General features: G+C 65.5%; 28 protein-coding genes and 2 rRNA genes (1 of these 30 only partly in view). 19 read left to right on the top strand and 11 right to left on the bottom strand.

Going from position 1 to position 25,572, the window contains the following annotated elements; all coding sequences use genetic code 11:
* The 3 genes from G315_RS0112465 to G315_RS0112455 all read left to right on the top strand — a co-directional run.
* A 23S ribosomal RNA gene (locus tag G315_RS0112465) occupies nucleotides 1–551 on the top strand; it begins 2,328 nt to the left of the window's first position.
* Nucleotides 552–662: 111 nt separating this feature from the next.
* Nucleotides 663–778 (top strand): 5S ribosomal RNA (gene rrf / locus G315_RS0112460).
* 142 nt (nucleotides 779–920) lie between these two features.
* Nucleotides 921–1,127: a hypothetical protein gene (locus G315_RS0112455; RefSeq protein WP_018145297.1), complete on the top strand. Its 207-nt coding sequence runs from the start codon at nucleotides 921–923 to the stop codon at nucleotides 1,125–1,127.
* A gap of 167 nt (nucleotides 1,128–1,294) precedes the next feature.
* Here the strand turns inward: G315_RS0112455 and G315_RS0112450 are convergent, their stop codons facing one another.
* From G315_RS0112450 to dapA, 3 genes are read right to left on the bottom strand one after another with little or no spacing between them, the layout of a single operon-like run.
* A complete protein-coding gene (locus tag G315_RS0112450) occupies nucleotides 1,295–2,065 on the bottom strand; it encodes an MBL fold metallo-hydrolase (protein WP_018175873.1) in 771 nt (256 codons plus the stop codon).
* Between the two features lie 21 nt (nucleotides 2,066–2,086).
* Entirely contained in the window at nucleotides 2,087–3,253 is a 1,167-nt protein-coding gene (gene bamC / locus G315_RS0112445) for an outer membrane protein assembly factor BamC (protein ID WP_018169068.1), read from the bottom strand.
* Nucleotides 3,254–3,261: 8 nt separating this feature from the next.
* Nucleotides 3,262–4,140, bottom strand: a complete 879-nt coding sequence (gene dapA / locus G315_RS0112440) for a 4-hydroxy-tetrahydrodipicolinate synthase (RefSeq protein ID WP_018145300.1) — start codon at nucleotides 4,138–4,140, stop codon at nucleotides 3,262–3,264.
* A gap of 270 nt (nucleotides 4,141–4,410) precedes the next feature.
* On the opposite strand from dapA, the gene G315_RS0112435 reads away from it, so the two are divergent.
* The 3 genes from G315_RS0112435 to G315_RS0112425 all read left to right on the top strand — a co-directional run bounded on the left by G315_RS0112435 (nucleotide 4,411) and on the right by G315_RS0112425 (nucleotide 6,962).
* On the top strand, nucleotides 4,411–4,965 hold the full coding sequence (locus G315_RS0112435; RefSeq protein WP_018145301.1) for a glycine cleavage system protein R: 555 nt from the start codon (nucleotides 4,411–4,413) through the stop codon (nucleotides 4,963–4,965).
* Nucleotides 4,966–5,033: 68 nt separating this feature from the next.
* Entirely contained in the window at nucleotides 5,034–5,510 is a 477-nt protein-coding gene (locus G315_RS0112430; RefSeq protein ID WP_018169069.1) for a peroxiredoxin, read from the top strand.
* Between the two features lie 33 nt (nucleotides 5,511–5,543).
* Nucleotides 5,544–6,962 carry a PhoH family protein gene (locus G315_RS0112425; protein ID WP_018169070.1) on the top strand — a complete coding sequence of 473 codons (1,419 nt, stop codon included), beginning with the start codon at nucleotides 5,544–5,546 and terminating at the stop codon, nucleotides 6,960–6,962.
* 189 nt (nucleotides 6,963–7,151) lie between these two features.
* Here the strand turns inward: G315_RS0112425 and queD are convergent, their stop codons facing one another.
* The 4 genes from queD to G315_RS0112405 are packed head-to-tail and all read right to left on the bottom strand — an operon-like array spanning nucleotide 7,152 to nucleotide 10,702.
* Complete coding sequence (gene queD, locus G315_RS0112420) at nucleotides 7,152–7,535, bottom strand: 6-carboxytetrahydropterin synthase QueD (protein WP_018145304.1); 384 nt, start codon at nucleotides 7,533–7,535, stop codon at nucleotides 7,152–7,154.
* Nucleotides 7,536–7,576: 41 nt separating this feature from the next.
* The gene (gene dxs, locus G315_RS0112415; RefSeq protein WP_018169071.1) at nucleotides 7,577–9,478 is read right to left on the bottom strand and encodes a 1-deoxy-D-xylulose-5-phosphate synthase; all 1,902 of its coding nucleotides are present in this window, start codon (nucleotides 9,476–9,478) and stop codon (nucleotides 7,577–7,579) included.
* A gap of 14 nt (nucleotides 9,479–9,492) precedes the next feature.
* Entirely contained in the window at nucleotides 9,493–10,386 is an 894-nt protein-coding gene (gene ispA / locus G315_RS0112410) for a (2E,6E)-farnesyl diphosphate synthase (RefSeq protein ID WP_019612617.1), read from the bottom strand.
* Between the two features lie 10 nt (nucleotides 10,387–10,396).
* Nucleotides 10,397–10,702, bottom strand: a complete 306-nt coding sequence (locus tag G315_RS0112405) for an exodeoxyribonuclease VII small subunit (protein WP_018951612.1) — start codon at nucleotides 10,700–10,702, stop codon at nucleotides 10,397–10,399.
* 237 nt (nucleotides 10,703–10,939) lie between these two features.
* On the opposite strand from G315_RS0112405, the gene G315_RS0112400 reads away from it, so the two are divergent.
* From G315_RS0112400 to G315_RS0112385, 4 genes are all read left to right on the top strand, one after another.
* Complete coding sequence (locus G315_RS0112400) at nucleotides 10,940–11,359, top strand: rubrerythrin family protein (protein WP_018145308.1); 420 nt, start codon at nucleotides 10,940–10,942, stop codon at nucleotides 11,357–11,359.
* Nucleotides 11,360–11,515: 156 nt separating this feature from the next.
* Nucleotides 11,516–12,868, top strand: coding sequence for a heterodisulfide reductase-related iron-sulfur binding cluster (locus G315_RS0112395; protein WP_019612616.1), 1,353 nt, complete (start codon nucleotides 11,516–11,518; stop codon nucleotides 12,866–12,868).
* Nucleotides 12,869–12,933: 65 nt separating this feature from the next.
* Nucleotides 12,934–13,236 (top strand): encapsulin-associated ferritin-like protein, encoded by a 303-nt coding sequence (locus tag G315_RS0112390; protein ID WP_017940767.1) that lies wholly within the window; start codon nucleotides 12,934–12,936, stop codon nucleotides 13,234–13,236.
* A gap of 47 nt (nucleotides 13,237–13,283) precedes the next feature.
* A complete protein-coding gene (locus tag G315_RS0112385) occupies nucleotides 13,284–13,895 on the top strand; it encodes a DUF3501 family protein (protein ID WP_018169074.1) in 612 nt (203 codons plus the stop codon).
* A gap of 333 nt (nucleotides 13,896–14,228) precedes the next feature.
* Here the strand turns inward: G315_RS0112385 and G315_RS14770 are convergent, their stop codons facing one another.
* The 4 genes from G315_RS14770 to G315_RS0112370 form a co-directional block, all read right to left on the bottom strand.
* Nucleotides 14,229–14,435, bottom strand: coding sequence for a hypothetical protein (locus tag G315_RS14770; protein ID WP_026331537.1), 207 nt, complete (start codon nucleotides 14,433–14,435; stop codon nucleotides 14,229–14,231).
* Nucleotides 14,436–14,860: 425 nt separating this feature from the next.
* The gene (gene radA / locus G315_RS0112380; RefSeq protein ID WP_019612615.1) at nucleotides 14,861–16,207 is read right to left on the bottom strand and encodes a DNA repair protein RadA; all 1,347 of its coding nucleotides are present in this window, start codon (nucleotides 16,205–16,207) and stop codon (nucleotides 14,861–14,863) included.
* Entirely contained in the window at nucleotides 16,207–17,493 is a 1,287-nt protein-coding gene (locus G315_RS0112375; protein WP_018145312.1) for an HlyC/CorC family transporter, read from the bottom strand. Before G315_RS0112375 ends, radA begins: the two co-directional genes overlap by 1 nt.
* Before the next feature lie 100 nt (nucleotides 17,494–17,593).
* Nucleotides 17,594–18,394 (bottom strand): inner membrane protein YpjD, encoded by an 801-nt coding sequence (locus G315_RS0112370; protein ID WP_018145313.1) that lies wholly within the window; start codon nucleotides 18,392–18,394, stop codon nucleotides 17,594–17,596.
* Between the two features lie 199 nt (nucleotides 18,395–18,593).
* On the opposite strand from G315_RS0112370, the gene ffh reads away from it, so the two are divergent.
* From ffh to soxX (G315_RS0112325), 9 genes are all read left to right on the top strand, one after another.
* Complete coding sequence (ffh, locus tag G315_RS0112365; protein WP_019612614.1) at nucleotides 18,594–19,982, top strand: signal recognition particle protein; 1,389 nt, start codon at nucleotides 18,594–18,596, stop codon at nucleotides 19,980–19,982.
* A gap of 135 nt (nucleotides 19,983–20,117) precedes the next feature.
* On the top strand, nucleotides 20,118–20,381 hold the full coding sequence (gene rpsP, locus G315_RS0112360; RefSeq protein WP_018145315.1) for a 30S ribosomal protein S16: 264 nt from the start codon (nucleotides 20,118–20,120) through the stop codon (nucleotides 20,379–20,381).
* 37 nt (nucleotides 20,382–20,418) lie between these two features.
* Nucleotides 20,419–20,928, top strand: coding sequence for a ribosome maturation factor RimM (rimM, locus tag G315_RS0112355; RefSeq protein ID WP_019612613.1), 510 nt, complete (start codon nucleotides 20,419–20,421; stop codon nucleotides 20,926–20,928).
* 10 nt (nucleotides 20,929–20,938) lie between these two features.
* On the top strand, nucleotides 20,939–21,706 hold the full coding sequence (trmD, locus tag G315_RS0112350) for a tRNA (guanosine(37)-N1)-methyltransferase TrmD (protein ID WP_019612612.1): 768 nt from the start codon (nucleotides 20,939–20,941) through the stop codon (nucleotides 21,704–21,706).
* A 9-nt stretch (nucleotides 21,707–21,715) separates the two neighbouring features.
* Nucleotides 21,716–22,072, top strand: coding sequence for a 50S ribosomal protein L19 (gene rplS, locus G315_RS0112345; RefSeq protein WP_018145318.1), 357 nt, complete (start codon nucleotides 21,716–21,718; stop codon nucleotides 22,070–22,072).
* A 23-nt stretch (nucleotides 22,073–22,095) separates the two neighbouring features.
* On the top strand, nucleotides 22,096–22,662 hold the full coding sequence (locus G315_RS0112340; protein ID WP_019612611.1) for a methylated-DNA--[protein]-cysteine S-methyltransferase: 567 nt from the start codon (nucleotides 22,096–22,098) through the stop codon (nucleotides 22,660–22,662).
* Between the two features lie 441 nt (nucleotides 22,663–23,103).
* The gene (gene soxA, locus G315_RS0112335; protein ID WP_018169171.1) at nucleotides 23,104–23,913 is read left to right on the top strand and encodes a sulfur oxidation c-type cytochrome SoxA; all 810 of its coding nucleotides are present in this window, start codon (nucleotides 23,104–23,106) and stop codon (nucleotides 23,911–23,913) included.
* A gap of 28 nt (nucleotides 23,914–23,941) precedes the next feature.
* Nucleotides 23,942–24,634, top strand: coding sequence for a sulfur oxidation c-type cytochrome SoxX (soxX, locus tag G315_RS0112330; protein ID WP_019612610.1), 693 nt, complete (start codon nucleotides 23,942–23,944; stop codon nucleotides 24,632–24,634).
* A 241-nt stretch (nucleotides 24,635–24,875) separates the two neighbouring features.
* Nucleotides 24,876–25,562, top strand: a complete 687-nt coding sequence (gene soxX, locus G315_RS0112325; protein ID WP_026182086.1) for a sulfur oxidation c-type cytochrome SoxX — start codon at nucleotides 24,876–24,878, stop codon at nucleotides 25,560–25,562.
* Nucleotides 25,563–25,572: the final 10 nt, after the last annotated feature.

Genomic DNA, 25,572 nt, shown 5'->3' with positions numbered 1-25,572 from the left:
ACAGACACGTCGAGCAGGTGCGAAAGCAGGTCTTAGTGATCCGGTGGTTCTGTATGGAAGGGCCATCGCTCAACGGATAAAAGGTACTCCGGGGATAACAGGCTGATACTGCCCAAGAGTCCATATCGACGGCAGTGTTTGGCACCTCGATGTCGGCTCATCACATCCTGGGGCTGAAGCAGGTCCCAAGGGTATGGCTGTTCGCCATTTAAAGTGGTACGCGAGCTGGGTTTAGAACGTCGTGAGACAGTTCGGTCCCTATCTGCCGTGGGCGTCGGAGATTTGACAGGATCTGTCCTTAGTACGAGAGGACCGGGATGGACGCACCTCTGGTGTTCCGGTTGTCACGCCAGTGGCATTGCCGGGTAGCTAAGTGCGGAAGGGATAACCGCTGAAAGCATCTAAGCGGGAAACCCACCTGAAGATGATATCTCCCTGGACCCTCGAGGTCCCTGTAGGGCCGTTGAAGACTACAACGTTGATAGGCTGGGTGTTGAAGCGCGGTAACGCGTGTAGCTAACCAGTACTAATTGCCCGTGAGGCTTGACCATATAACACCCAAAGTGTTGGTGGTCTCGTTTGACACATCGCTACGTACACAAGCCTAGAAAGCATTCCGAATTTAGATGACGTGGAACAGTCCGCGTGGTCTAGCCAGTTTGTCTGGCGGCAATAGCGAGTAGGAACCACCCGATCCCATCCCGAACTCGGAAGTGAAACTGCTCTGCGCCGATGGTAGTGTGGGGTCTCCCCATGTGAGAGTAGGTCACCGCCAGGCATTAATCCGAAGCCCGGTCCCCTTTTTGGGGGCCGGGCTTTTTTTATGCGTGTTAGTCAGGCACCGTGTGCGGACGGTGAAGGCTGCTGCTGCGGCCCTTGGCCGGTTTGCAAGGGACGCAGGTGCCGAGACGGAGGCTGGGATGAGACAGAAGCGGACGGACGGAGGGTTGGTCCTGGTAGGGCTGGTGCTGCTCGGAATTGGACTCTATGCGATTTTCGGCGGACAGTTGGCTTTCACGCCCATTGCGCCGCGGGAGGGTTCCGGGTTTGGCGGGCCGGTGGCAACAGTCATTGGCGTGGCCTTCGTGATCGGGGGCCTGTATTTCCTTCGGGAGTCGCGCCGCTGATCACACTGGGCTTGGGACCACGTTGAAGAGCCGGCCTTGGTTTCCGACCCCAGCGTCAGGTGGCCGGAGGGGGCTGCGCCATGTGGGTTGATTGGCGCAGCCCTTCGACATGCGGCCGCGGCCGGGCTGATGTGACCGGGGGCACGGCGTTGGACGGGTAGTTGGAGTCAGGCTTGAGCCGTGGTTCGCCACGTGAAGCCGTAGTCCTGGGTTGCGATCTCGGGGTCGGATGGGGAGGAGCCAAGGCCGTCGGCGAGCGCCTGGCGTGCAAGCCCCTCGTGGTTGTTGTCACTCGACAGGTGCATACCGATCACGTGGCGTAGCCTGGATCGATCGATGCGATGGAGAAGGTCGGTGGCCGCGTGATTCGGTAGGTGGCCGTAACCGCCCGCAATACGTCGCTTGAGCGATGCCGGGTACCGCCCGGCGGCGAGCATGGCAGGGTCGTGGTTGCACTCCAGTAACAGGGCTTCGGCTGCATTGGCCACGTCGACCATGTGCGGGGAGATGTGGCCGGCATCCGTCATCAGGACCAGCCGGTGATCGCCGTCGGAAAACGCGAATTGGATGGGTTCGCGGGAGTCGTGCGGCACCGTGTACGGTTGCACCCAGGCGTCGTCGATCTCCAGCGGTGCATCCGCCTGGATCTCCTGGATGTGAGCAAAACCGGTGTCGCGGGCGGCCAATCGGGTGCCGGGGCTGGTAAATACGGTTAGGCCGTAACGCCGGGATAGCGGCGCGGTGGCGCCGATGTGGTCGGCGTGCTCATGGGTCACCAGGACGGCCGTCAGGTCCTGTGGGGTCAGGTCGACCCGGGACAGGCGGCGTTCCAGCTCCTGCATCGAGAATCCGCAATCCACCAGCAGGCGAGTGGCACCGATCTCGACCACCAGGGCGTTGCCGGAACTCCCGCTGCCCAGGGAGCAGAAGCGGATCATGGTGGCTGGGCTCGCCGCGTTCTAGCGAAGGATCTGCTGCTCGATCTGCTCCAGTACGAACTCGGCGTCACGGCGGCCAAGGGGCTCGCCATCGATGTCGCGCGCCTCGATTCGCAGATCGCCGTCGCCGATGTCGGTCAGGCGAATCTGATAACGCTCGTTCTCGCGACGATCACCGCCGCGCCCGAAGATCCGACTGAAGAAGCCGCCGCGTTCGCTCTCGCCGACCATGTCGGGGCGATAGGTCACCTCGAAGGTCCCCGTATTGCGGTCTTGCTCGTCCACCAGGAGGCCGGCGCGGTCCAGGTAGGTGCCCATCTGCGACCACATGCGGTCGAAGTCGCTGCCCGTCACCAGTACCGGGTGGCCTTCGTGTTCCGTCTGGTGCAGCTCGGTCGGACGGTCGCCAATGGTCTCGGCTACCCGGGTGCCGCCCTCGGGGGTCTCGCCCGTGGCGAGGTAGACACGCAGGCGATTAAGCATTTCGGCCTCGAGTTCGGGATCGGACGGGCGCATTGCCCAGCGCCAGGTCTCGCCCTCGGGTTCTTCGGTGGCCCTTCGGTGCGAGATGTAGATGGCTGAGCGGCCATTGTCGCGTTCGACGCGCAGGCGGTATTGGTCGCGCGTGTTGGCGTCGTACACGTTACCCAGCGCACGGGCGAAGATGTTCTGTGTGCCCCGCAGCGGAATCCCGGCGCGGTCTTCGGCCCATTCGGTCTCCATGACGCCGACCTGGGGTTCGTTGCGCTCCAGGCGCAGGTTCTGACTGTCCCAGAATGCGGTCAGGCGATCCCAGAGATCCTCCGGGGCCACCTCGACACTCAGCCAGCGGACGCTGCCTTCGCGCATCAGCTGGATCTCGGTCGATTCCGGAAGCACCCGGGCATCGCTGCGGACCGGCGCGGTTGCCCCGGTGGGCTGGCGCTGCTGCTGGCGGGCCGCGGAGTCTTGCTGCATCTCGCGGGCGCTGATCCGTTCGCCCGGGGCGTCCGGAATACGGTAGGCGCGTTCGCTGTCGGGCGCGATCAGGTCCGGCGGGACCTCGAGGTTGTCCATCTGCCGACTCATTTCGTACTCGGGGCCGGACTGGCGGTCGCCGGAGGTCGAGCACCCGGCGATGGCCAGGCCCGTAGCCAGGGCCAGGGCGGTGCGGGTCGCGTGACGGTGGAGCTTGGCAGACTGTTTCATGTCGGGGATCAGACCTCTATGCCGGCCTGGCGCATCGCGTCCAGGACCGGCGCATGGAAGGGTTCGGACAACGGAGTCAGAGGCAGGCGGATGCCTTCCTCCATGAGCCCCATGCGTTGCAGCGCCCATTTGACCGGAATCGGGTTGGCCTCGAGGAACAGGGCCGAATGCAGCCCGTCCAACTGGCGATTGATCTCGCGCGCCTCGTCGGGGCGGCCTTCGCGCACGGCGCGGCACATGGCGGCCATCAGTTGCGGTGCGACGTTGGCGGTGACCGAGATAACCCCGTGGCCGCCCGCGAGCAGAAAGGCCAGCCCGTTGCCGTCATCCCCACTGTAGAGGTCCAAGCGGTTGCCGACACGAGCGACCAGCTCGGCGGTGCGTTCGTTACTGGCCGAGGCTTCCTTGATCCCGATGATGTTCGGGATGTCGGCCAGACGCTCCACCGTCTCCGGCAACAGATCGACTGCGGTGCGGCCTGGCACGTTGTACAGGATCTGCGGGATGTCCACCGCTTCCGCAATGGCCTTGTGGTGCAGGTAAAGGCCTTCCTGGGTCGGCTTGTTGTAGTAGGGGGAGACCAGCAGGCAGGCATCCGCGCCGCCTTCCTTGGCGCAGCGGGTCAGGGCGATGGCCTCGCGCGTGGAGTTCGCGCCGGTACCCGCGATCACCGGCAGGCGCCCCGCGACGGTCTTCACCGTGTGGGCGATGGCCTCGCAGTGCTCGTCGAAATCGAGGGTCGCGGATTCACCGGTGGTGCCGACGGCAACAATGGCATCGGTGCCGGCCTCGATGTGGAATTCCAGGAGCCGATCCAGGGCCGGCCAGTCCAGGCTGCCGTCCGCGTGCATCGGGGTCGCCAGTGCGACCATGCTGCCTTGAAACATCGACTCCTCCAACAACGGTAATGGTGCAGTCTAACGGGCGGGTGACAGGGCATTCAAGATTCCTTCGGCCGGGTGTTCGCCGCACCTCGTCTTTCGTGCACCCGGTCGCCTCCCCTGGCGGGGAGACACGCGGATCAAGTCGCCCGGCTGCGTTGGCGCCGCCGGGGCAAGGTGGTATGTTGCGAGCCATCATGCCTGTCGCCGCTTTCACGCAGAGAACCCCCGGGTGCTTGCCCGCCCCTTGCCTCGCGCGCAGCCGGCGGGTGCCGCATGGCTGAGGTGGTTGGCGCGGGCACCCACACCCACTTGATCCTCAACCTGATCGGGCCCGATCAGCCCGGTCTGGTGTCCAGCGTGACCCGCGTGATCGCCGACACCGGCTGCAATCTCGAATCCAGTCGCATCACGGTCGTGGGTGGCTACTGCTGCATGGCGCTTAGCGCCAGTGGCAACTGGAAGACCCTGGGTACCCTGGAGTCCCGTCTGCAGCGCCTGGAGGCGGAGATGGGGCTGGTCGTGGTGGCCCGTCGCGGCCCGCTGGAGGAGCGCCCCGAGGCGGCGATGCCCTATGCCGTGGACGCAGTAGCCCTGGACACCCCGGGCCTGCTGAATGCCCTGGCCGATTTCTTTACCAGCCGTGGAGTGAACCTGCGCGACGTCCAGACCCGGGTGTACATTGCCCAGCAGACTGGGGCGCGCATGTTTGCGGCCAATATGGTCGTGGATATCCCCGCAGGGCAGCACCTGGCCACCCTGCGTGGCGAGTTCATGGATTTCTGTGACGAACTGAACGTGGACGGCGTGCTGGACCCGATCAAGGCCTGAACCGGCCGGGCTCGCGTGGCGTCCGCAGTCTTCTGCTTTGAGACCCTCTACTCAAGGAGCAACGCCTGATGAGCATCGCAATCGACCAGCGGGTACCCGAGGACCTGCGTGTGCCGGCGACCGGCGACCAGACGCTGGGACCGGCCGACTTCAAGGGCCGCATCGTGGTCCTGTATTTTTACCCCAAGGACAGTACCCCCGGCTGCACCAACGAGAGCCGCGACTTTGCTGCCAACCAGGCCGCCTTTGACGCCGCCGGTGCAGTGATCCTCGGTGTCTCGCGCGACAGCGTGAAGAGCCACGAGAACTTCCGCGCCAAGCAGGAGTTGCCCTTCGATCTGTTGAGCGATGGCGACGAGACCCTGTGCGACGCCTTCGATGTCATCAAGATGAAGAACATGTACGGCAAGCAGGTGCGTGGTATCGAGCGCTCCACGTTCGTGATCGATGCCGATGGCGTGTTGCGCAAGGAGTGGCGCAAGGTGAAGGTGCCGGGCCATGTGGACGAGGTTCTCGCCGCGGTGCGCGAACTCGCAGGGAGCTGAGCCCCTCTTCCCCCACTGCGCCCCGGAGGTGTCATGAACGCGATCGCCCAGGATCCGAAACGCCTGCTCGTCCTGGACACCAATGTCCTGATGCACGACCCCACGGCGCTGTTCCGCTTCAAGGAACACGACATCTTCCTGCCCATGGTCGTGCTCGAGGAGCTCGACCGTGGCAAGAAGGGGGTTTCCGAAGTCGCGCGCAACGTACGCCAGGTCTCGCGCTTCATTGACGAGCTCACCACCGGCGCCCAGCACGAGCAGATCGCCGCCGGGTTGCCGCTGCAGGCGGATTCGCTCAGCGAGTCGACGTTCGCGCCCACCGGGCGCCTGTTCTTTCAGACCCGCAACCTGTCCTCCAGCCTGCCGGCCTCGCTGCCGGGCACCTCGGCCGACAATGACATCCTCGCCACGGCCCAGGCGCTGAAGACCGAGTATCCCGACACCCCGGTGACGCTGGTATCCAAGGACATCAACCTGCGCATCAAGGCCACGGTGATCGGCCTGCACGCGGAGGACTACTACAACGATCAGGTGCTGGACGACGTCAGCCTGCTGTTCTCCGGCATGACCGAACTGCCAGCGGACTTCTGGGAGACCCACGGTGCCAAGATGGACTCCTGGCAGGAGTCCGGCCGCACCTACTATCGCGTGACCGGCCCGCTGGTGGCCGAGTGGCAGCCCAACCAGTTCGTCTACCGCGAGGGCGAGAACCCGCTGTCCGCGATCGTGCTGGAGATCGACCAGCCGAACGAATCCGCGGTAATCGAGCTGGTCGACGACTACATGACCCCGCGCCACAGCGTCTGGGGCATCAACGCCCGCAATCGCGAGCAGAACTACGCCCTGAACCTGCTGATGGACCCGGAGGTGGACTTCGTCTCCCTGCTGGGGGCCGCCGGCACCGGCAAGACCCTGCTGACCCTGGCCGCCGGGCTTGCGCAGACACTGGAGGACAACACCTACAAGGAGATCATCATGACCCGGGTCACGGTCCCGGTGGGCGAGGATATCGGCTTCCTGCCCGGGACCGAAGAGGAAAAGATGACCCCGTGGATGGGAGCGCTGATGGACAACCTCGAGGTGCTGGCCAAGTCCGAGGGCGCCGGGGACTGGGGGCGCATGGCCACCAACGACGTCCTGACCAGCCGCATCAAGATCCGCTCGCTGAACTTCATGCGCGGGCGTACCTTCCTCAACCGCTACATCATCCTTGACGAGGCGCAGAACCTGACCTCCAAGCAGATGAAGACCCTGATCACCCGGGCCGGGCCCGGGACCAAGGTGGTCGCGCTGGGCAATATCGCGCAGATCGACACCCCGTACCTGACCGAGACTTCCAGCGGACTGACCTATGTAGTGGACCGGTTCCGCAACTGGACCCACAGCGGCCACATCACGCTGACACGCGGGGAGCGCTCACGGCTGGCGGACTACGCCTCGAATCACTTGTAGGTGTCGGGAAGACAAACGCGGGGGCGGCAACGGAGCGGGAAACGGGCACCGTCATTGCGAGGAGCGAAGCGACGTGGCGACCTCCGTCCGGGATCATCTGATTCCGCATCTAGCTCAGCGCCAGCTTCGGGCGGTTGCCGCGGCCCCTGCGGGGCCTCGCAATGACGGTGCCAGTTGCGAGGAATGGGCTCAGCCGTCCTCGCTGTAGCGCACGCAGGCGCGGTCGGTCTCCCACAGGGTCAGCGCGTGCATGCGCAGGCCCGGGCGGTTCAGGCGTCCGGCCATTTCCCGGTAGAACCACTGGGCAATGTTCTCGGCCGTGGGGTTGACCGTGTCGAACGGCGGGACGTCGTTCAGGTAGCGGTGATCCAGCTGCCCGGCGATCTCGCGCGCGGCGGTCTTGACCACCTTGAAGTCCACCGCCATGCCGGAATCGTCCAGGGTCTCGGCCTGGACCTCGGCCTCCACCTTCCAGTTGTGCCCGTGCATGTTCGCGCACTGCCCCGGGTAGTCGCGCAGGGTATGCGCGGAGGCAAAGTCGGTCAGGACGCGAAGGGTGTAACGGGCACTCATGATCGTTTTCCGGGCGAGCGGCCATGGCGGCCGGGTTTTGATTAGCCCGCGAAGCCTATCCGGCTGCCGTCGTCCGCGCAATTCTCCAGCCCGAAGGCGTGGCGAATCGCGGCCAGTACGCCGGCCGTGTCGAGGCCGCAATCGGCGAGGATCTGCTCGCGCGAGCCATGCTCGGTGAAGGCATCCGGGATGCCCAGTACCTGGCAGGGCCGGGTCAGCCCTTCGGCCGAGAGCCACTCCAGTACTGCGCTGCCGGCACCACCGGCGCGCGCATGATCCTCGAGCGTCACGAAGCCCTGGTGGCTGGCGGCCAGTTGCGCCAGCAGCGCCGTATCCAGGGGCTTGATGAAGCGCATGTTGACCACGGTGGCATCCAGCGCCTCGCCGGCCGCCAGGGCGGTCTCCAGCAGAGCGCCGAAGCTGAGGATGGCCAGACCCCGGCCCTCGCGCACGACCTCGGCGCGCCCGACCGGCAATGTTTCCAGATCCTCGCTGCCGCCCTCCGGCAGTTCGCCGGGCCCGCCACCGCGCGGATAGCGCACCGCCGCCGGGCCGTCGTGGGCGAACCCGGTGGACAGCATCTGGCGACACTCGCGCTCGTTGGCGGGTGCCATCAGCAGCAGGTTGGGGACCGTGCGCAGCAGGGCCGTGTCGAAGGTGCCGGCATGGGTCGGGCCATCGGCGCCGACGATTCCGGCGCGATCCACCGCGAACAGCACCGGCAGGTTCTGCAGTGCGACGTCGTGGATCACCTGATCCATGGCGCGCTGCAGGAAGGTCGAGTAGATCGCAACCACGGGCTTCTGGCCCTCGCAGGCCATGCCCGCGGCCAGGGTGACGGCATGCTGCTCGGCGATCCCGACGTCGAAATAGCGCTGTGGGAATTGTTCGGAGAACGCGACCAGTCCGGAACCCTCGCGCATGGCCGGGGTGATACCCAGCAGGCGATTGTCGGCCGTGGCCTGGTCGCACAGCCACTGGCTGAAGATGTCGGTGTAGGTTGGGGGCTTCGGGGCGGACGGGGCGAGGCCGTTTTCCGGCTCGAACTTGGACACGCCATGGTAGCGGCAGGGGTCTTCCTCCGCCGGTGCATAGCCCTGGCCCTTGCGGGTAACCACGTGCAGCAGCTGCGGCCCGTGGGTGCCGCGCAGGTTCTTCAGGATCGAGACCAGCCCGTTCACGTCGTGGCCGTCCACCGGGCCGAAGTAGCGAAAGCCCAGTTCCTCGAACAGCGTACCGGGCACGAACATGCCCTTCATGTGTTCCTCGGCGCGCTGGGCAAAGGCCTTCATCGGCGGGACGAACTCCAGCATGCGCTTGGAGCCTTCGCGCATCGAGCTGTACAGGGGGCCGGACAGCAGTCGGGTGAAGTACTGATTGAGCGCGCCGACATTGGGCGAGATCGACATATCGTTGTCGTTCAGGATCACCAGCAGGTTGCAGTCGAGATCGCCGATGTGGTTCAGCGCCTCGAAGGCCATGCCTGCGGTCATCGCGCCGTCGCCGATCACTGCCACGTGGCGCCGGTCCAGCCCGGCGTGCTTCGCGGCCAGGGCCATGCCGGCGGCAGCGCTGATGGAGGTGCTGGAGTGCCCCGCCCCGAAGGCGTCGTATTCGCTCTCCGCGCGTTTGGGGAAGCCGGCCAGGCCCCCGTACTGGCGCAGACGGGCCATGTCGGCCCGGCGTCCGGTCAGGATCTTGTGGGCGTAGGCCTGATGGCCGACGTCCCAGACGATGCGGTCGTCGGGGGTGTTGAACGCGTAGTGCAGCGCGATCGCGAGTTCCACCGTGCCGAGGTTGGCAGCGAGATGGCCGCCGGTGCGCGAGACGCTCTCGATCAGGAATTGACGCAGTTCGTCGGCCACCCCGGTGAGGTCCGAGGCCGGGCGTTCCCGCAGGTCGGCGGGCCATTCGATTGCATCCAGCAGGGGTGTGGGGGTCATCTAGGCGGGCCGGTTCAATTCATGCGATCGACGATGTACCGCGCCAGGAAGCGAAGCAAGTCCGCCTCCTGACCGAAGGGTTGCAGCTCGGTCAGTGCCTCGTCGACCAGAGCCACCGCCCGCTCGCGCGAGGCCTCCAGGCCCTGCAGCGAGGGGAAGGTGGGCTTGTGCAGGCGGGCATCCGCGCCACAGGCCTTGCCCAGGATCTCGGGGTCGCCTTCCACGTCGAGGACGTCGTCACGGATCTGGAAGGCCAGGCCGATGCATTCGGCGTAGCGTGTCAGGCGCTCCAGGGCGTCGGGGTCGGGCGTGCCGGCCAGCGCCCCCAGCCGCACCGAGGCGCGGATCAGGGCGCCGGTCTTCAGCCGGTGCATGCGTTCCAGTTCCGGCAGGTCGATGGGCTGGCCGCAGGCCCCGAGGTCGATCGCCTGGCCGCCGGCCATGCCGTGCAGGCCGGCGGCGCTCGCGAGCTCGCGCACCGCTTTCAGCCCGGTCGGCGCGGGCAGTTCCGCGACGCCATCGGTCAGGATGTCGAAGGCCAGGGCCTGCAAGGCATCCCCGGCGAGGATGGCGGTCGCCTCGTCGAAGGCCTTGTGGCAGGTCGGGCGGCCGCGACGCAGGTCGTCATCGTCCATCGCCGGAAGGTCATCGTGGATCAGCGAATAGACGTGGATCATTTCCACCGCTGCGGCCATCGCATCCAGCGCCGGTTCCGGGGCGCCGGTCGTGCGCCCGGCCGCGTAGACCAGGACCGGGCGCAGGCGCTTGCCGCCGGACAGCGTGGCGTAGCGCATCGCCTCGATCAGGCGGGCGTCGGGGGCGCCGTCCGTGCCCAGGTGGCTGTCGAGGACGGCCTCGATGCGTTGCTGGTAATCGTTCAGGGCCTGTGCGGGGTCGGTGGCGGTCAATGGCGGCTCGTTAGAACGGGACATCGGGGTCCGTCGTGTCGTGCGGCTCCGGTGTCCGGGGAACATGGGTGCTTGCGTGGTGGTCATTCTGGGCAGTGGTGCCGGAAGGTGCTTCCTGGGCCAGTGCCTCGATCCGGCGCTGGGCATCGTCGAGCGCCAGCTGGCAGCGGTTGACCAGCTCCATGCCACGCTGGAATTCGCCCAGCGACTGCTCCAGGCCGAGCTCGCCGGACTCCATCCGGGCGACCAGGGCCTCCAGGGCCTCCAGGCTGGCTTCGAATTCCGCCGGGCTGTCGGCGCTGGGCGAGTCGGTCATGATGGATTACCGGGTCGAAAAGGTGAGAAAGTATCCGATCCGCTGCGGCGAGGAAAGGCGTGGCGCACGGCAGTCCTTGTTTATGGCGCCACCGCCCCCATAATCCGGAGGGCTTCCGGTTGACACTGAACCGGGTGCCGACTAGAGTTTTCGTACGGTTTAGACCGAGTCTAAACGCCCGTCTGCACAGGCATTCCTGTGGTTGTGTAGAACTTATCCAGAGAGAAGGAGAGCACCATGGACCTGAAAGGCAGCAAGACCGAAGAAGCCCTGAAAGAGGCCTTTGCCGGCGAATCGATGGCCAACCGCCGTTACCTGTACTTCGCTTCCAAGGCGGACGTGGAAGGCTACAACGACGTCGCCACCGTGTTCCGTTCCACCGCGGAAGGTGAAACCGGCCACGCCCACGGTCACCTCGAGTACCTCGAGAGCTGCGGCGATCCGGCCACCGGCCTGGAGTTCGGCCCCACCTCCGCCAACCTGAAGACCGCCGTCGCCGGTGAGACCCACGAGTACACCGACATGTACCCGGGCATGGCCAAGACCGCCCGCGACGAAGGCTTCGACGAAGTGGCCGACTGGTTCGAAACCCTCGCCAAGGCGGAGCGTTCCCACGCCAACCGCTTCCAGAAGGCGCTGGACCAGCTGGACGACTGATCGTCTCGCAGTGCTGGAAGTACACGGGGCCGGTCCGCCGGCCCCGTTTTCCGGGAGATACGGAACAGCCTGTGGCGTGGCTGAATGCAGTTCACCTCGCATGCTGTTCCGTGTTTCCCTCGAAGCATCGTATTGATACGGACACCGGAGGGATGCATGTCTGCGCCGACGCACCAACGTGAAGGAAGTCTCGAAGCCCCGACCCGTCATCCGCTGGACTGGAAGAACCCGGAGTTCTACAACGAGGAATCGCTGTTCAGCGAACTGGAACGGGTCTTTGATATCTGTCACGGCTGCCGTCGTTGCGTAAGCCTGTGCAACTCCTTCCCCACCCTGTTCGACCTGGTCGACGAATCCGAGACCCTGGAGGTCGACGGGGTCGACAAGAAGGATTACTGGCAGGTTGTCGATCACTGTTACCTGTGTGATCTGTGCTACCTGACCAAGTGCCCCTATGTGCCGCCGCACGAATGGAATGTGGACTTCCCGCACCTGATGCTTCGGGCCAAGGCCTTCCGTTTCCAGAACGAGGGCGCCAAGACCTCGCACAAGCTGATGTCCAGCACGGACATGGTCGGCACGCTGGCGGGCATCCCGGTGGTGGCCGGCGCGGTCAATGCCGCGAACAAGAATGGCGCGGTGCGCAAGATGCTGGACAAGACCATGGGCGTGCACCCGGACGCTCCGGTCCCCGAGTACCACTCCAGCAAGGGCCGCTCGCGCGTTGCCAAGACCGCGAAGGGTGTCAGCAATCCCGAGCCGGCTGGTGCCACCCAGGGCAAGGTCGCCCTCTACGCGACCTGCTACGGCAACTACAACGAGCCGCATCTGGTCGAGGACCTGGTCAAGGTCTTCGAGCACAACGGTATCGAGGTCACCCTGGTCGAGAAGGAGCAGTGCTGCGGCATGCCCAAGCTGGAGCTGGGCGACCTGAAGTCGGTAGAGGCCTCCAAGGACGCCAACATCCCGGCAATGAAGCGCATGATCGACCAGGGCTATGACATCGTGGCCCCGGTGCCGTCCTGCGTGCTGATGTTCAAGCAGGAACTGCCGCTGATGTTCCCGGACGACGCCGACGTGATCGCGGTGCGCGACCGCATCTTCGACCCGTTCGAGTACCTGATGGAGCGGCACAAGGACGGCAAGCTGAATACCGATTTCCCCGAGAAGCTTGGCAAGATCGCCTACCACGCCGCCTGCCACCTGCGGGTGCAGAACATGGGTCTGAAGACCCGTGATCTGCTCAAACTGGTGCCGGAGACCGAGATCGACGTGATCGAGCGCTGCTCCGGACACGACGGCACCTACGGGGTGAAAAGCGAATTCTACGAGACGGCATCCAAGATCTGCCGTCCGGTGGTCAGCCGCGTGCAGAAGGCCGAGTCCGACCACTACTCGAGCGATTGCCCGATGGCCGGCCACATGATCGAGAACGGGCTGCAGGGCAAGGGCGAGGACAAGGCGCCCGAGCATCCGCTAACCCTTCTGCGCCAGGCGTATGGCCTGTAAGGCTGCCGGGCGGTATATCAGGATCAGCAAGGGCGTGAACGAACGCCCGCGAACGGAGAGAACCCATGGCGAGTGACAGCTACCACGAACCGGTCGAGGAACTGAGCGACGAGTCGCGCGAGATGCATCGCGCGATCGTCTCGTTGATGGAAGAACTCGAGGCGGTGGACTGGTACCAGCAGCGCATCGACGGCTGCAAGGACGAAGAGCTCAAGGCGATCCTCGCGCACAACCGCGACGAGGAGATCGAGCACGCCGCGATGGTGCTGGAGTGGATCCGTCGGCATAACCCGGTGTTCGATCACGAACTGAAAGACAACCTCTGGTCCGACAAGGACTACACGAAGACGGGGCATCACGATCACTGAGATGTGCTGATCCTGACGGCCCCGTCCGGCGCGAAGGAGGTATCGAGATGAAGATGGAGGCAAGTGTGGACAAGCTGAGTCGTGAAGACCTGTATTCGCTGGAGAAGTACCACGAGATGCGGCCCCAGTTCCGCGCCGAGGTGATGCAGCACAAACGCAATCGCGTCGTGCAGGTGGGCCCGGCCGTGAGCCTGCACTTCGAGGATCGCAAGACGATGCAGTACCAGATCCAGGAGATGCTGCGGGTCGAGAAGATCTTCGACGCCGAGGGCATCCAGGAAGAGCTGGATTCCTACAACCCCTTGATCCCGGACGGCTCCAACTGGAAGGCGACCATGATGGTCGAGTATCCGGACGTGGACGAGCGCAAGGTGCAGCTGTCCAAACTGATCGGGATCGAGCGCAAGACTTATGTGCAGGTCGAAGGGCATGACAAGGTCTACCCGATCGCGAACGAGGACCTCGAGCGCGAGACGGACGACAAGACCTCGTCGGTGCACTTCCTGCGCTTCGAGTTGACGCCGGAGATGGTCGCGGCGGCGAAGTCGGGTGCGGCCATTGCCATGGGTGTGGAGCACGAGAACTACAACCACCGGCTGGACGCGGTCGCCGAAGGCACCCGCGAGTCGCTGGCCGCCGATCTCGACGCCATCAACTAACGCCGCGCGCTCCCGCGCATCGCAAAGGCGCCTCCGGGCGCCTTTTTTGTGCCTCCGTGTTGCCGGCGAACAGGCTGACCGTGGCCCGAAATCCGGTGTTTACATGCCTTCGCCCAGCCGCCTGCCCTGTTGTGGCTAGGCCGGGTTCGTCATCTGGTGTTTACGGTGCGTTCGTCTGGCCGCCTGCCACGCGCTCTCTCGCGAGCGCACCGCGAGGTCCTTTCTTGCTTGTCCAAGAAAGGACCCAAAGAAGGACACCCGGATTCCGCCCGGGAACCTTGCTCCAGGGCCCTCGGGCCGGCGGCGCTGAACTCGCTGCGCCTGCGGCTCCGCTCAGACATCCAGCGCCTTCTCCCGGCCCGAGAACCCTTCCGCAAGGGGCTCCGTACGGGAGGCGAAGGTCAAAACCGACCGCATCCCGACGCTTCCGCCTAACCATAGGCATCGCCGCTCGAAAGCCCCCGGCGCCCGCCGCGCGGGCGCGGCACGCAACGGCCAAAGGCCGAGCGTGCCGAAGATGTCCGAAGACCTAGCCATCATCCACTGGCAACAACGTCGGGAAAGCTGTTGTTTTGACCTACCTCCCCGTTGTCGTCGCGCCGAGTGGAGAGGCTTTTCGCGGGACGATTCTAAATAGACACGGGGCGCTGGATGTCTGAGCGGAGCCGAAGGCGTAGCGAGTTCAGCGCCGCCCGCGAAAAGCCTCGGAGCGAGGGAAACCCCGGCCCGCGCAGCGGGCTGGGGTCGCGGCAGTCGGGCGTGTTTCTTGGGTACTTCTTTGCACGAGCAAAGAAGTACCTCGCGGTGCGCTCGCGAGAGAGCGCCTGGCAGGCGGTGGACCGGAGCCACCGTAAACACCGGACGATGAACCATGGCCAGCCACAACAGGGCAGGCGGCCGGTCGAAAGTACGTAAACACCGAGCGATGAACCTGGCCCGACCTGGGCGCGCGGCAGGAGACGACGCTACAGGGCGTCGAGGACCTCCGAGAGGCGCGAGACGGGGATCACCTCCATCCCCTTGATCGGCTTGCGCGGGGCGTTGGCGGCTGGCGCGATGGCGCGGGTGTAGCCATGCTTGGCCGCCTCGCGCAGGCGTTCCTCGCCGTTCGGGACCGGGCGGATCTCGCCGGCCAGGCCGACCTCGCCGAACGCCAGGAGCTCCTGCGGCAGGGCGCGATCGCGGTAGCTCGACAGCGCGGCGGCGAGCATCGGCAGGTCGGCGGCAGTCTCGGTTACGCGCACGCCGCCCACCACGTTGATGAACACGTCCTGGTCGAACAGGGCCACGCCGCCGTGGCGATGCAGCACGGCCAGGAGCATGGTCAGCCGGTTCTGCTCCAGCCCGACGGTGATCCGCCGCGGCTGCGAGGCATGGCTCTCGGCGACCAGCGCCTGCACCTCGACCAGCAACGGGCGCGTGCCCTCGCGGGTAACCATGACGACGCTGCCGGGGACCGGCCCCTGGTGACGTGACAGGAAGATCGCGGAAGGGTTGGAGACCGCCTTCAACCCGTTCTCCAGCATCGCGAACACGCCCAGTTCGTTCACCGCGCCGAAGCGGTTCTTCACCGCCCGCAGCATGCGGTAGCGCCCGTCCGGGTCGCCCTCGAAATAGAGCACCGTATCGACCATGTGTTCCAGCACGCGTGGCCCGGCGAGCTGGCCGTCCTTGGTCACGTGCCCGACCAGGATCACGGTGATGCCGCGCTGCTTGGCCATGCGCACCAGGGCCGCGGCGCTTTCGCGCACCTGGCCGACCGAGCCGGGGGCGGACTGCAGCGCAGCGGTGTAGAGCGTCTGGATGGAGTCGATCACCAGCACACGCGGGCGTTCGCGCTCGCAGGTGGCGATCACGTTCTCGACCTGGGTCTCGGTCAGCAGGCGCAGCCCGTCGACTTCCAGGCCCAGGCGCCGGGCGCGCATGCCGATTTGCTGGGCCGATTCCTCGCCGGTCACGTAGAGCGTGTCGCCGATGGGCAGCATGGCCAGGGTCTGCAGCAGCAGGGTGGACTTGCCGATGCCCGGGTCGCCGCCCAGCAGCACCACTGACCCGTGGACCAGGCCGCCCCCCAGGGCGCGATCCAGCTCCGACAACCCGGTGCTGGTGCGCGGGACCTCGGCCAGTTCGACCTCGCCCAGGCGGGTAATGCCGGCGACCGCGCCGGCGTACCCGCCGCGCGGGCCGGCGCTGGCCGCCGGAGCGGCCTCCTCCAGGGTGTTCCAGGCGCCGCAGTCGCCGCACTGGCCGGCCCACTTGGGGCTGATCGCGCCGCAGGACTGGCATACGTACTGGGTCTTGCTCTTTGCCATCAGGGGGCCTTCTGCGGTGGGGCTTCCGGCAGGTCGGGCGCGACCACACGCACGGTGCGGATGGTGTTGTTCTTGATCTGGGCGATGTCCATCACCACGCCGTTGATCTTCACGCTCACGGGCGCCTCGGGGATGCTCTCCAGGTGTTCGACGATCAGGCCGCTGAGGGTCTTCGGGCCGTCCTGTGGCAGGTCCAGGCCCAGGGCCCGGTTCAGTTCACGCAGGTGAATGCCGCCGTCGACCATGACCGAGCCGTCGTCCTGACGCAGGAGGTCGTCGCTCATCGCCGGGGAGTCGGTGGTGAACTCGCCGACGATCTCCTCCAGCAGGTCCTCCAGCGTGATCAGCCCCTCGATATCGCCGTACTCGTCCACCACCAGGCCGATCCGCTTCTTCTGTTGCTGGAAGTTGATCAGCTGGCGGTTGAGCGCCGTACCTTCGGGAATGAAGTAAGGCGGGGTCAGGACCTGACGCAGGTCGTCGGGGCCGAACGCGTCACGCTCGACCAGTGGCAGGACGTCGCGGCGATGGACGAAGCCGACGATGTGGTCCAGCTCGCCCTCCACCACCGGCAGGCGGGTGAAGCTGCCGTGGATCAGTTGGTCCTCGACCTCGTTCCAGGGTTCGTTCAGGTCAATCACCACAATCTCGTTGCGCGGGATCATGATGTCCTCGACCGTGGTGCGCTCCAGATCCAGCAGGTTCAGCAGCATGCGCTGGTGGTTGGCCGGGATCAGCGCGCCGGCCTCGGAGACCACGCTGCGGAGTTCGTCGGTGTTCAGTGCGGCGCGCTGGTCGGCATTCATATGGACGCCGAACAGGCGCAGCACGCCGTTCGCCATCAGGTTGATCATCCAGACCACCGGCCACATCACCTTGATCAGTCCAGAGTAGACCCAGGCGGCGGGGTAGGCCACGCGTTCGCTGTGCAGCGCGGCGAGGGTCTTCGGTGCGGTCTCGGCGAAGATCAGCAGGGTCAGGGTCAGTACGCCGGTGGCGATGGCCACGCCGGTATCGCCGAACAGGCGCCACCCGATGAAGGTGGCGATCTGCGCGATCATGATGTTGACGAAATTATTGCCCAGCAGGATCAGTCCGATCAGTCGATCCGGTTTCTCCAGCAGCCGCGCGGCGCGCTGGGCGCCGCGATGGCCGGTCTGCGCGCGGTGGCGCATGCGATAGCGGTTCAACGCCATCAACGCCGTCTCCGAGCCGGAGAAGAACGCCGACAGCAGGAACAGCACCACCAGGGCGCCGAACAGGACGTACAGCGGGATCTCTTGCAAGGGTGCGGCCTGCGGTCAGGGGTGGGCGGACGGGCGGGGCTGCATGCTCGGGATCATTTCAGGCAAGGCCCGCGGGGGTGTCAAGCCGTGGTTACCGCGTTCAGATGCGTCCGAGGATGACTTCCAGCACCAGCTTGGAGCCGAAATAGGCCAGCACCAGCACGACAAAGCCGCCGGTGGTCCAGGCCAGCGCGCGGGTGCCGCGCCAGCCGAGACGCCAGCGGCCAATCAGCAGGGTGGAGAAGATCAGCCAGGCCAGGATCGACAGTGTGGTCTTGTGGACCAGGTGCTGGGCAAACAGGTTGTCCACGAACAGCAACCCGGACAGCAGGCTGAGCCCGAGGAACAGCCAGCCGATGAAGATCATCCGGAACAGCCACACCTCCATCGAGAACAACGGCGGCAGGGCACGCACGAAGCCCGAGGCGTGATGGTTGTGCAGGGCCCGGTGCTGGGCGGCCATCACCGCCGCCTGTGCGGTGGACAGCGCGAGGAACGCCCAGCCCAGTGCCGAGAACAGGATGTGCAGATCGATCCCGGCCGAGGTGGTATAGCGCGTATCGCCGTCACACAGGAGAGCGGTGAGGGCGGCCAGCGCGGTCAGCGGCAGGATCACGACCCCGAGGATGGCCAGGGGATGGCGCCAGCTCGTCAGCCACAGCAGTGCGGCCACCAGCCACAGCGAGGCCGACAGCGCATTGCCCAGGCACAGGTTGAGTCCCGTATCGGTCAGCACCATCGGCAGCAATGCGCCCAGGTGGGCGAGCAGCGCGAGCCCCCACAGGGCCAGGGGCGCCCGCGGCTGGCCCTGTGTCAGCGGCTGCCGGCGGGCAGTGACAACCAGGTAGCCCGCGGTGACGAGATACAGCGCGACGGCGAGGAGTCCGATGGCAATGATCATGACGCCGGATTATCGCCGCTCCGCGGGCGGATTGCACATGGTGACGGCCGTTCCGGCGCCAGTTCGGGTGCCCCGCTGTGATCGCTCGACCGGTTGCCCGGCGGTGGGCCTGCATCCCGGAGCGCGAGAGCGGTATACTGTGCGGTCCCGTGGTCGGTGGATGTGCGCCGACCACCGTTGATTCAGACGAGGACGCGTGATGTTCGACGGCCTTTCCAGCCGCCTGCAGGAGACCATGAAGCGCCTGAAGGGTCAGGCGCGGCTCACCGAGGATAATGTCCAGGAGGCCATGCGCGAGGTGCGCATGGCGCTGCTGGAGGCCGACGTGGCCCTGCCGGTGGTGCGCGAGTTCATCAAGGACGTCAAGGAAAAGGCGCTGGGCAAGGAGGTCATCGGCAGCCTGACCCCCGGCCAGGCCCTGATCAAGGTCGTCCATGACGAACTGATCGCGACCATGGGTGGCGAGAATGCCACGCTGAACCTGGCGCAGCAGCCGCCCGCCGTGGTGCTGGTGGCCGGCCTCCAGGGTGCCGGCAAGACCACCAGTATCGGCAAGCTCGCGCGCCTGTTGCGCGAGCGCGAGAAGAAAAAGGTCGCAGTGGTCAGCTGTGACGTCTATCGCCCGGCGGCAATCCAGCAGTTGGAAACCCTGGCCGGCCAGGTCGAAGTCACGTTCTATCCCAGTGACACCAGCCAGAAGCCCGAGGCGATCGCCAGGGATGCGGTCGCCCGCGCCCGCCGCGAGGGCATCGAGGTCCTGCTGGTGGATACCGCGGGCCGCCTGCATGTCGACGAGGACATGATGGCCGAGGTCCAGGCTCTGCATCAGGCGATCGACCCGATCGAGACCCTGTTCGTGGTCGACTCCATGACCGGGCAGGATGCGGCGACTACCGCCCGAGCCTTCGGCGAGGCGTTGCCGCTGACCGGCGTGGTGCTCACCAAGGCGGACGGCGATGCCCGTGGGGGTGCGGCCCTCTCGGTGCGCCAGATCACCGGCGTGCCGATCAAGTTCATTGGCATGGGCGAACGCCCGGATGCCCTGGAGCCGTTCCACCCCGAGCGCATCGCCTCGCGCATCCTCGGCAAGGGCGACGTGCTGTCGCTGGTCGAGGAGGCCAGTCGCCAGGTCGACCAGGATCAGGCCGAGAAGCTGACCCGCAAGCTGAAGAAGGGTCGCGGCTTCGACCTGAACGACCTGCGCGACCAGCTGGGCCAGATGCAGAAGATGGGCGGCATGAGCTCCATGCTCGAGAAGCTCCCCGGCGGCGGCAAGCTGCCGGATGCGGTGAAGAATCAGGCCAACGACAAGGAGATCGGTCGCATGATGGCGGTGATCTCGTCGATGACCGAGCGCGAGCGCCGTCACCCGGAGGTGATCAAGGGCTCGCGCAAGCGCCGTATTGCCGCCGGTTCCGGCACCCAGATTCAGGATGTGAATCGTCTGCTCAAGCAACACACCCAAATGAGCAAGGCGATGAAGAAATTCTCCAAGGGCGGTGCATCGAAGATGATGCGGGCCCTGGGGGGCAAGATGGGCGGCATGGGGGGCATGGGTGGCCCCGGCGGCGGGATGCCGTTTCGCTAGCAGAAACTACCTAAAGCACGCGCGAGCGGCGGCCTGGCGAACAAGGGAGACCTGAGCTCTCCCTTGTGTTGTCGGTCGAATTCGTTATAATCGCGCGTTTTCTCGAGAAAACGGACTCACGGGGTTCAACACTACATGGTTACGATTCGCCTGCTACGCCGCGGCGCCAAGAAGCGCCCGTTTTATTCGATCGTGGTTACCGATTCCCGCGCTCGTCGCGATAGCGGCTACAAGGAGCAGATCGGTTTCTTCAACCCGGTGGCCCGCGGTCAGGAAGAACCGCTGCGCATCGATCTGGAGCGCGTGGACCACTGGCTGGGTCACGGCGCCGGCATGTCCGAGCGTGTGAATCACCTGGTCAAGGGTTACCGCAAGCAGCAGCAGTCCGCGGCGGCCTGAGGGCGCCCGGCCGTTGCACTGACGCTTGGCTGCGGTCATGAATGAGGCGGATGAGCGTATCCGCGTCGGGCGTGTGTCCGGGGTCTATGGTGTCAAGGGTTGGGTGCGGGTCTTTTCCGAGACCGCGCCGCGCGCCGCGATCACCGAATTCCCGCAGCTGTGGATGCAGCACGGGAGTGATTGGCGCCTGGTTGACATCGAGGGCGGCCGCGGCCATGGCCAAGGCGTCGTGATGAAGTTTCGCGAAGCCGCGGATCGCGATGGGGCGCACCGGTTGATTGGTGCCGAACTCGCGATCGAGCGGGCCTGGTTGCCACCGGCTGAGGATGGCGCTTACTACTGGGCCGATCTTCTGGGCATGGCGGTCGAGAACAAGGACGGCGCGGTGTTGGGAACCATCTCGGGTTTTATCGAGACCGGTGCCAACGACGTGCTGGTAGTCCAGGGGGATCGGGAACGCCTGATCCCCTGGGTTCGCGACCAGTACGTGCTGGACGTGGATCTGGAGGCCCGCCGCGTGCGGGTCGACTGGGACCCGGAATTCTGAAGCGGCGCGGATGCGTTTCGACGTCATCTCGCTGTTTCCGGAGCTGGTCGCAGCGGTTGGCGAATCCGGAGTGACCGGGCGGGCCGTGGAGCGCGGTCAGCTGGAACTGAGATACTGGAATCCGCGTGCCTGGGGCGCCGGTGTTCACCAGGCAGTGGACGACCGGCCATATGGCGGGGGTCCGGGCATGGTGATGCAGTACGCGCCGCTGGCGTCCGCGCTGAATGCGGCGCGGGCGGATGCCGAGGCCACGCCGCACGTGATCGCACTGACCCCGCAGGGGCAACCGATCCGGCAGGCGATGCTGCGTGAACTGGCCGGGCGGCCGCGGGTCGCCCTGGTCTGCGGGCGCTACGAGGGTATCGACGAGCGCTTTATCGAGGCGCAGGTCGACGCGGAGTGGTCGCTGGGCGACTTCGTGCTCTCGGGCGGCGAACTTGTGGCGATGGCGGTGATCGATGGCTGTGCCCGCCTGCTGCCGGGGGTTCTGGGGCATGCGGACTCGGCCGAGCAGGACTCGTTCAGTGCGGGGCTTCTGGATTGCCCGCACTACACGCGCCCGGAGACGGTCGCCGGGCGTACCGTGCCGCCGGTCCTGAAGGGGGGCGATCATGGCGCGATCCGGCGCTGGCGCCGCCGCGAGGCACTGGGCAGGACCTGGGCCCGGCGGCCGGACCTGCTGGCCCGGCTGGAACTCGGGGCCGAAGATGCGGCCCTGTTGGACGAATACCGTGCGAGTGGCCATACCGGCGGCTCGCGCACCGAAAGCGATGATTGAGGTCGAGCAATGAATAACGTCATTCAGGAACTGGAAGCCGAGCAGATGAAGTCGGATGTGCCCGCCTTCGGGCCCGGCGATACCTTGGTGGTGCAGGTCAAGGTTCGCGAAGGCGACCGCGAGCGTCTGCAGGCCTTCGAGGGCGCGGTGATCGCCGTGCGCAACCGCGGCCTCAACTCCGCCTTCACCCTGCGCAAGGTCTCCTACGGCAACGGCGTGGAGCGTACCTTCCAGACCCACAGCCCGCAGATCGCCGAGATCAAGGTGAAGCGCCGCGGCAAGGTGCGTCGTTCCAAGCTGTACTACCTGCGCGACCGGACCGGCAAGGCCGCCCGCATCAAGGAAGACGTCAAGGCCGCGAAGTAACGCGACCGGAGGGGGTTCGGCGCATGGCCGAACCCCTGCCACCCCTGGCGTTTCACTATTCGATGTCGGCAGGTCCGATGACCCGCAGCCAGCGCTGCCTCCTCCCCGGAGTCGCGCTGGCTTTTGTGTGGCTGGAATCCGCCGATGGCGAAGTCCTGGCCTGCGACTGGCAGGATCCGGACGATCCCCAGGATCTGGTGCCGTTGGTGGATATCCCGAGCGCGGATCTCCAGGCGCCGCGCTTTGACCCGGACCGCTACGGTCGTGACGCCACGGCCTGGCGCCCGACGTCGGCTGTACCCCCCGGTAGCGCCCATGCGCGCCGGGTGTGGGCCGCCTTGTCGGAGATCCCGGTGGGCGAGGTGCGCACTTACTCCGAGATCGCGACCCGCGTGGGTTCGGCGCCCCGTGCGGTGGGGCAGGCCTGCCGTGCCAACCCCTGGCCCTTGTTCATCCCCTGCCACCGCGTGGTGTCCTCGCGTTTTCGTACCTCCAGCGATGTGGGCGGTTACGCCGGCGATCAGGTTGGCGAGCTGGCCCAGGTGAAACGCCTGCTGCTGGTCCATGAGGGTGTTCTGGGTCGCGATTGACCCCGCGGCGGCTGGTTCGCGGCTCGCCGATCCCTCCCCGTACTCGTACCTGCGTCGGGTGCTTTTCTCGTTCTGGCCCGCTATTCCGTGGAGGCCGCGTTAGCCCGCCGTGCTCGGGCTGGTCATGGCCCCCGGGTATTCGCCTGCGACATCAGGTGTTTGTCGCTCGGGGCGCGCCTGAACGGCGCCTGAAAAAATTCTGGAAAGGCGGGAATAATAAAGGGGTAATCATCGTCTGCCCCTTGGTGTTGATCCCCAAGAATCGTTGAAAAACAGACTTTTAGGAAACGCTAATATAGTCTTTTGTGTTGACAGCGCGGACTCGGGTTCAGCACTCTGCTACACAGGTCCGGGCCAGATCAGTCCCGGGCTCAATCGAAAAAAACCCGTGTGATGGAGGTTTCCATGTTCAAGAAAGCATTGCTTGCGTTGCCCGTAGCAATGGCTGTTGGGGCTGCGGCTCAGGCCGGCGAATGGCAAGACCCCAATGATGTCCTGCAGAACCTGCTGCAGAACAACCCCGATTCCGCCTACCTGCATCAGAGTGAAATGAACATCATGATGATGCCGGACAACCCGGCCCTGTGGCTGGTCGAGGAAGGCGAGGACCTGTTCTACGCCCAGCGCGGCCCGAACAACGTCTCCCTGGAAGGCTGCGACTTCGGCAAGGGGCCGGGCGAGCTGGACGGCGCCTATGTCGAGCTGCCGCGCTACTTCGAAGACACCGGCAAGGTGATGGACTTCGAAATGCGCCTGGTGCACTGCATGAAGGAACTGCAGGGCTTCACCAGCGATGACGCCGCCGTTGGCCAGCGCCACGGCAACGGCTCCGACATCATGAAGCTGACCACCTACATTGCCCACCAGTCCTCCGGCATGGCGTGGAATCCGCCGCTGGATCACCCGGAAGAGCAGGCCATGCGCGATGCGGGCGAGAAGCTGTTCTTCCGCCGCGGTGGCGCGATGGACTTCAACTGCGCCAGCTGCCATGGCGATTCCGGCAAGCAGATCCGTGCCTCCGTGCTGCCCGAGATGCGCAATGGGCAGGAATGGACCAAGGCTGTTTCCTGGCCCGCCCATCGCGCCGGCCACGACAACGTGCGTAGCCAGAACCACCGTATCCGTGGTTGCGTGTGGCAGATGCGCCACGCAGGTATCAAGCACGATACCCCGGTCAACACCGCCCTGATCTCGTTCTGGAACGATGCGGCGCGTGGCGAACCGGCCATCCTGCCCGACCTGAAGCGGTAATCTACGGACGCAATAGGAGACACCAAGTATGTTTAAAAAGAATGCTGTTGCGGCCGGCATGGCCGCGTTCGCATCCGTCGCCCTCGCCGCTGGTTGCGCCGTTGCCGATGGAAGCAAGGGTTCGGATGTCGACATCACCGCGATGAGCGCTGACGAGCTGGCCGAGCATCTCATCTTCGAAACGGACAGCTTCCGTGACCAGGAGATGCAGGAAGGCGGTTCCTGGCGTGATCGCATGACCCAGGACGAGCTGCAGAAGGCCTGCTCCATGGAAGGCGATCCGGATGGCGAAACCGCCGGCCGCGTCGTGGCCATGGCGCGTGCCGGCTACGAGCGTCCGGAAGGCGGCGTGGAGCTGGGTGACTGGCGCAAGGGTGCCGAACTGGCGAACTCCGGTTATGGCTACCGCCAGGGTCACAACACGGACAACCACGGTCAGCGCGAGGCGGGTGGCAACTGCTACAACTGCCACGTGTTCGACCCGCGGGTTTCCGAGCAGGGGACCATCGGCCCGAGCCTGCAGAACTACGGTGCCAACCGTGGTACCAGCGAAGCGGTGCTGAACTACGTGCACGAGGTGATTTCCAATCCTCACCAGTACTTCCCGTGCACCGAGATGCCGCGGTTCAACTCCGACCGTCACCAGCTCCTGAGCGACGAGCAGATCAGCCATATCATGGCTTACCTGCTGGATCCGGAGTCGCCGGTCAACAACCAGTAAGCCACACGCTGGTTCTAGGGCAGCCTTCCGGGGCTGCCCTTTTTTGGAACCACCGCGGGAGGGCTCGCGGTGGTTTTTCCTGACGGACCCGCGCATGGGTCTATCTACTTTGCGGCCATGGGCCGTTGATCCGGGACCTGTTCTCCATCGGGCCTGGAGGCAGCCGGGCCTACGCCTGGAAGACGCCGGCACGATGATCGGCAAGAAGCGGCAATAGCCGACGCAAGAGGAGACATCAGGGATGCTTAGGAACAAGACAGTTGGGGCGGGCTTGGCCGTTCTGGCGTCCACGGTGCTGATCGCGGGTTGCGATGGCTGGATGGGCGAGACCAGTGGCGAGGTCGACATTACGGCGATGAGCGCCGACGAATTGGCAGATTACCTCGTGCTGGAAACGGACAGTTATCGTTTCGAGCAGGAGGCGCAGGAAGGTGGGTCGGCCCGTGATCGCATGGTGCAGGATGGCATTCAGGCCGCCTGTTCGATCGAGGGCGATCCGGATTCCGGGACCGCAGGCGAGGTGATCGCCATGGCCCGCGAAAGCTACGAGGAGCCGCCGGGTGGTCCGCGCCTGGGCAACTGGCGCCGTGGCGCCGAGTTGGCGCGCTCCGGGTATGGCTACCGTATCGGTCATCGAAACGATGACCATGGCACCCGCGAGGCAGGCGGTAATTGTTACGCCTGCCATCAGATGGATCCGGCCGAGGAGCTTTACGGCACCCTGGGCCCGAGCCTGGCCGGTTATGGGGCCACCCGCGGTAATGACAGTTCGGTGGTGAATTACGTGCACCAGGTGGTATCCAACCCCCACCAGTACTTCCCGTGCACCAAGATGCCGCGGTTCGGACGCAACAACTTCCTCAGCGAGGAACAGATTGCGCACGTCATGGCGTATCTTCTGGATCCGGACTCGCCGGTCAACCAGTAAGCCGTTCACA

The organism is Thioalkalivibrio sp. AKL7, from assembly GCF_000381705.1.
GTDB lineage: Bacteria > Pseudomonadota > Gammaproteobacteria > Ectothiorhodospirales > Ectothiorhodospiraceae > Thioalkalivibrio > Thioalkalivibrio versutus.
The sequence above is the reverse complement of the archived record's forward strand: the minus strand, read 5'-3'. Positions and strand labels throughout refer to the sequence as shown.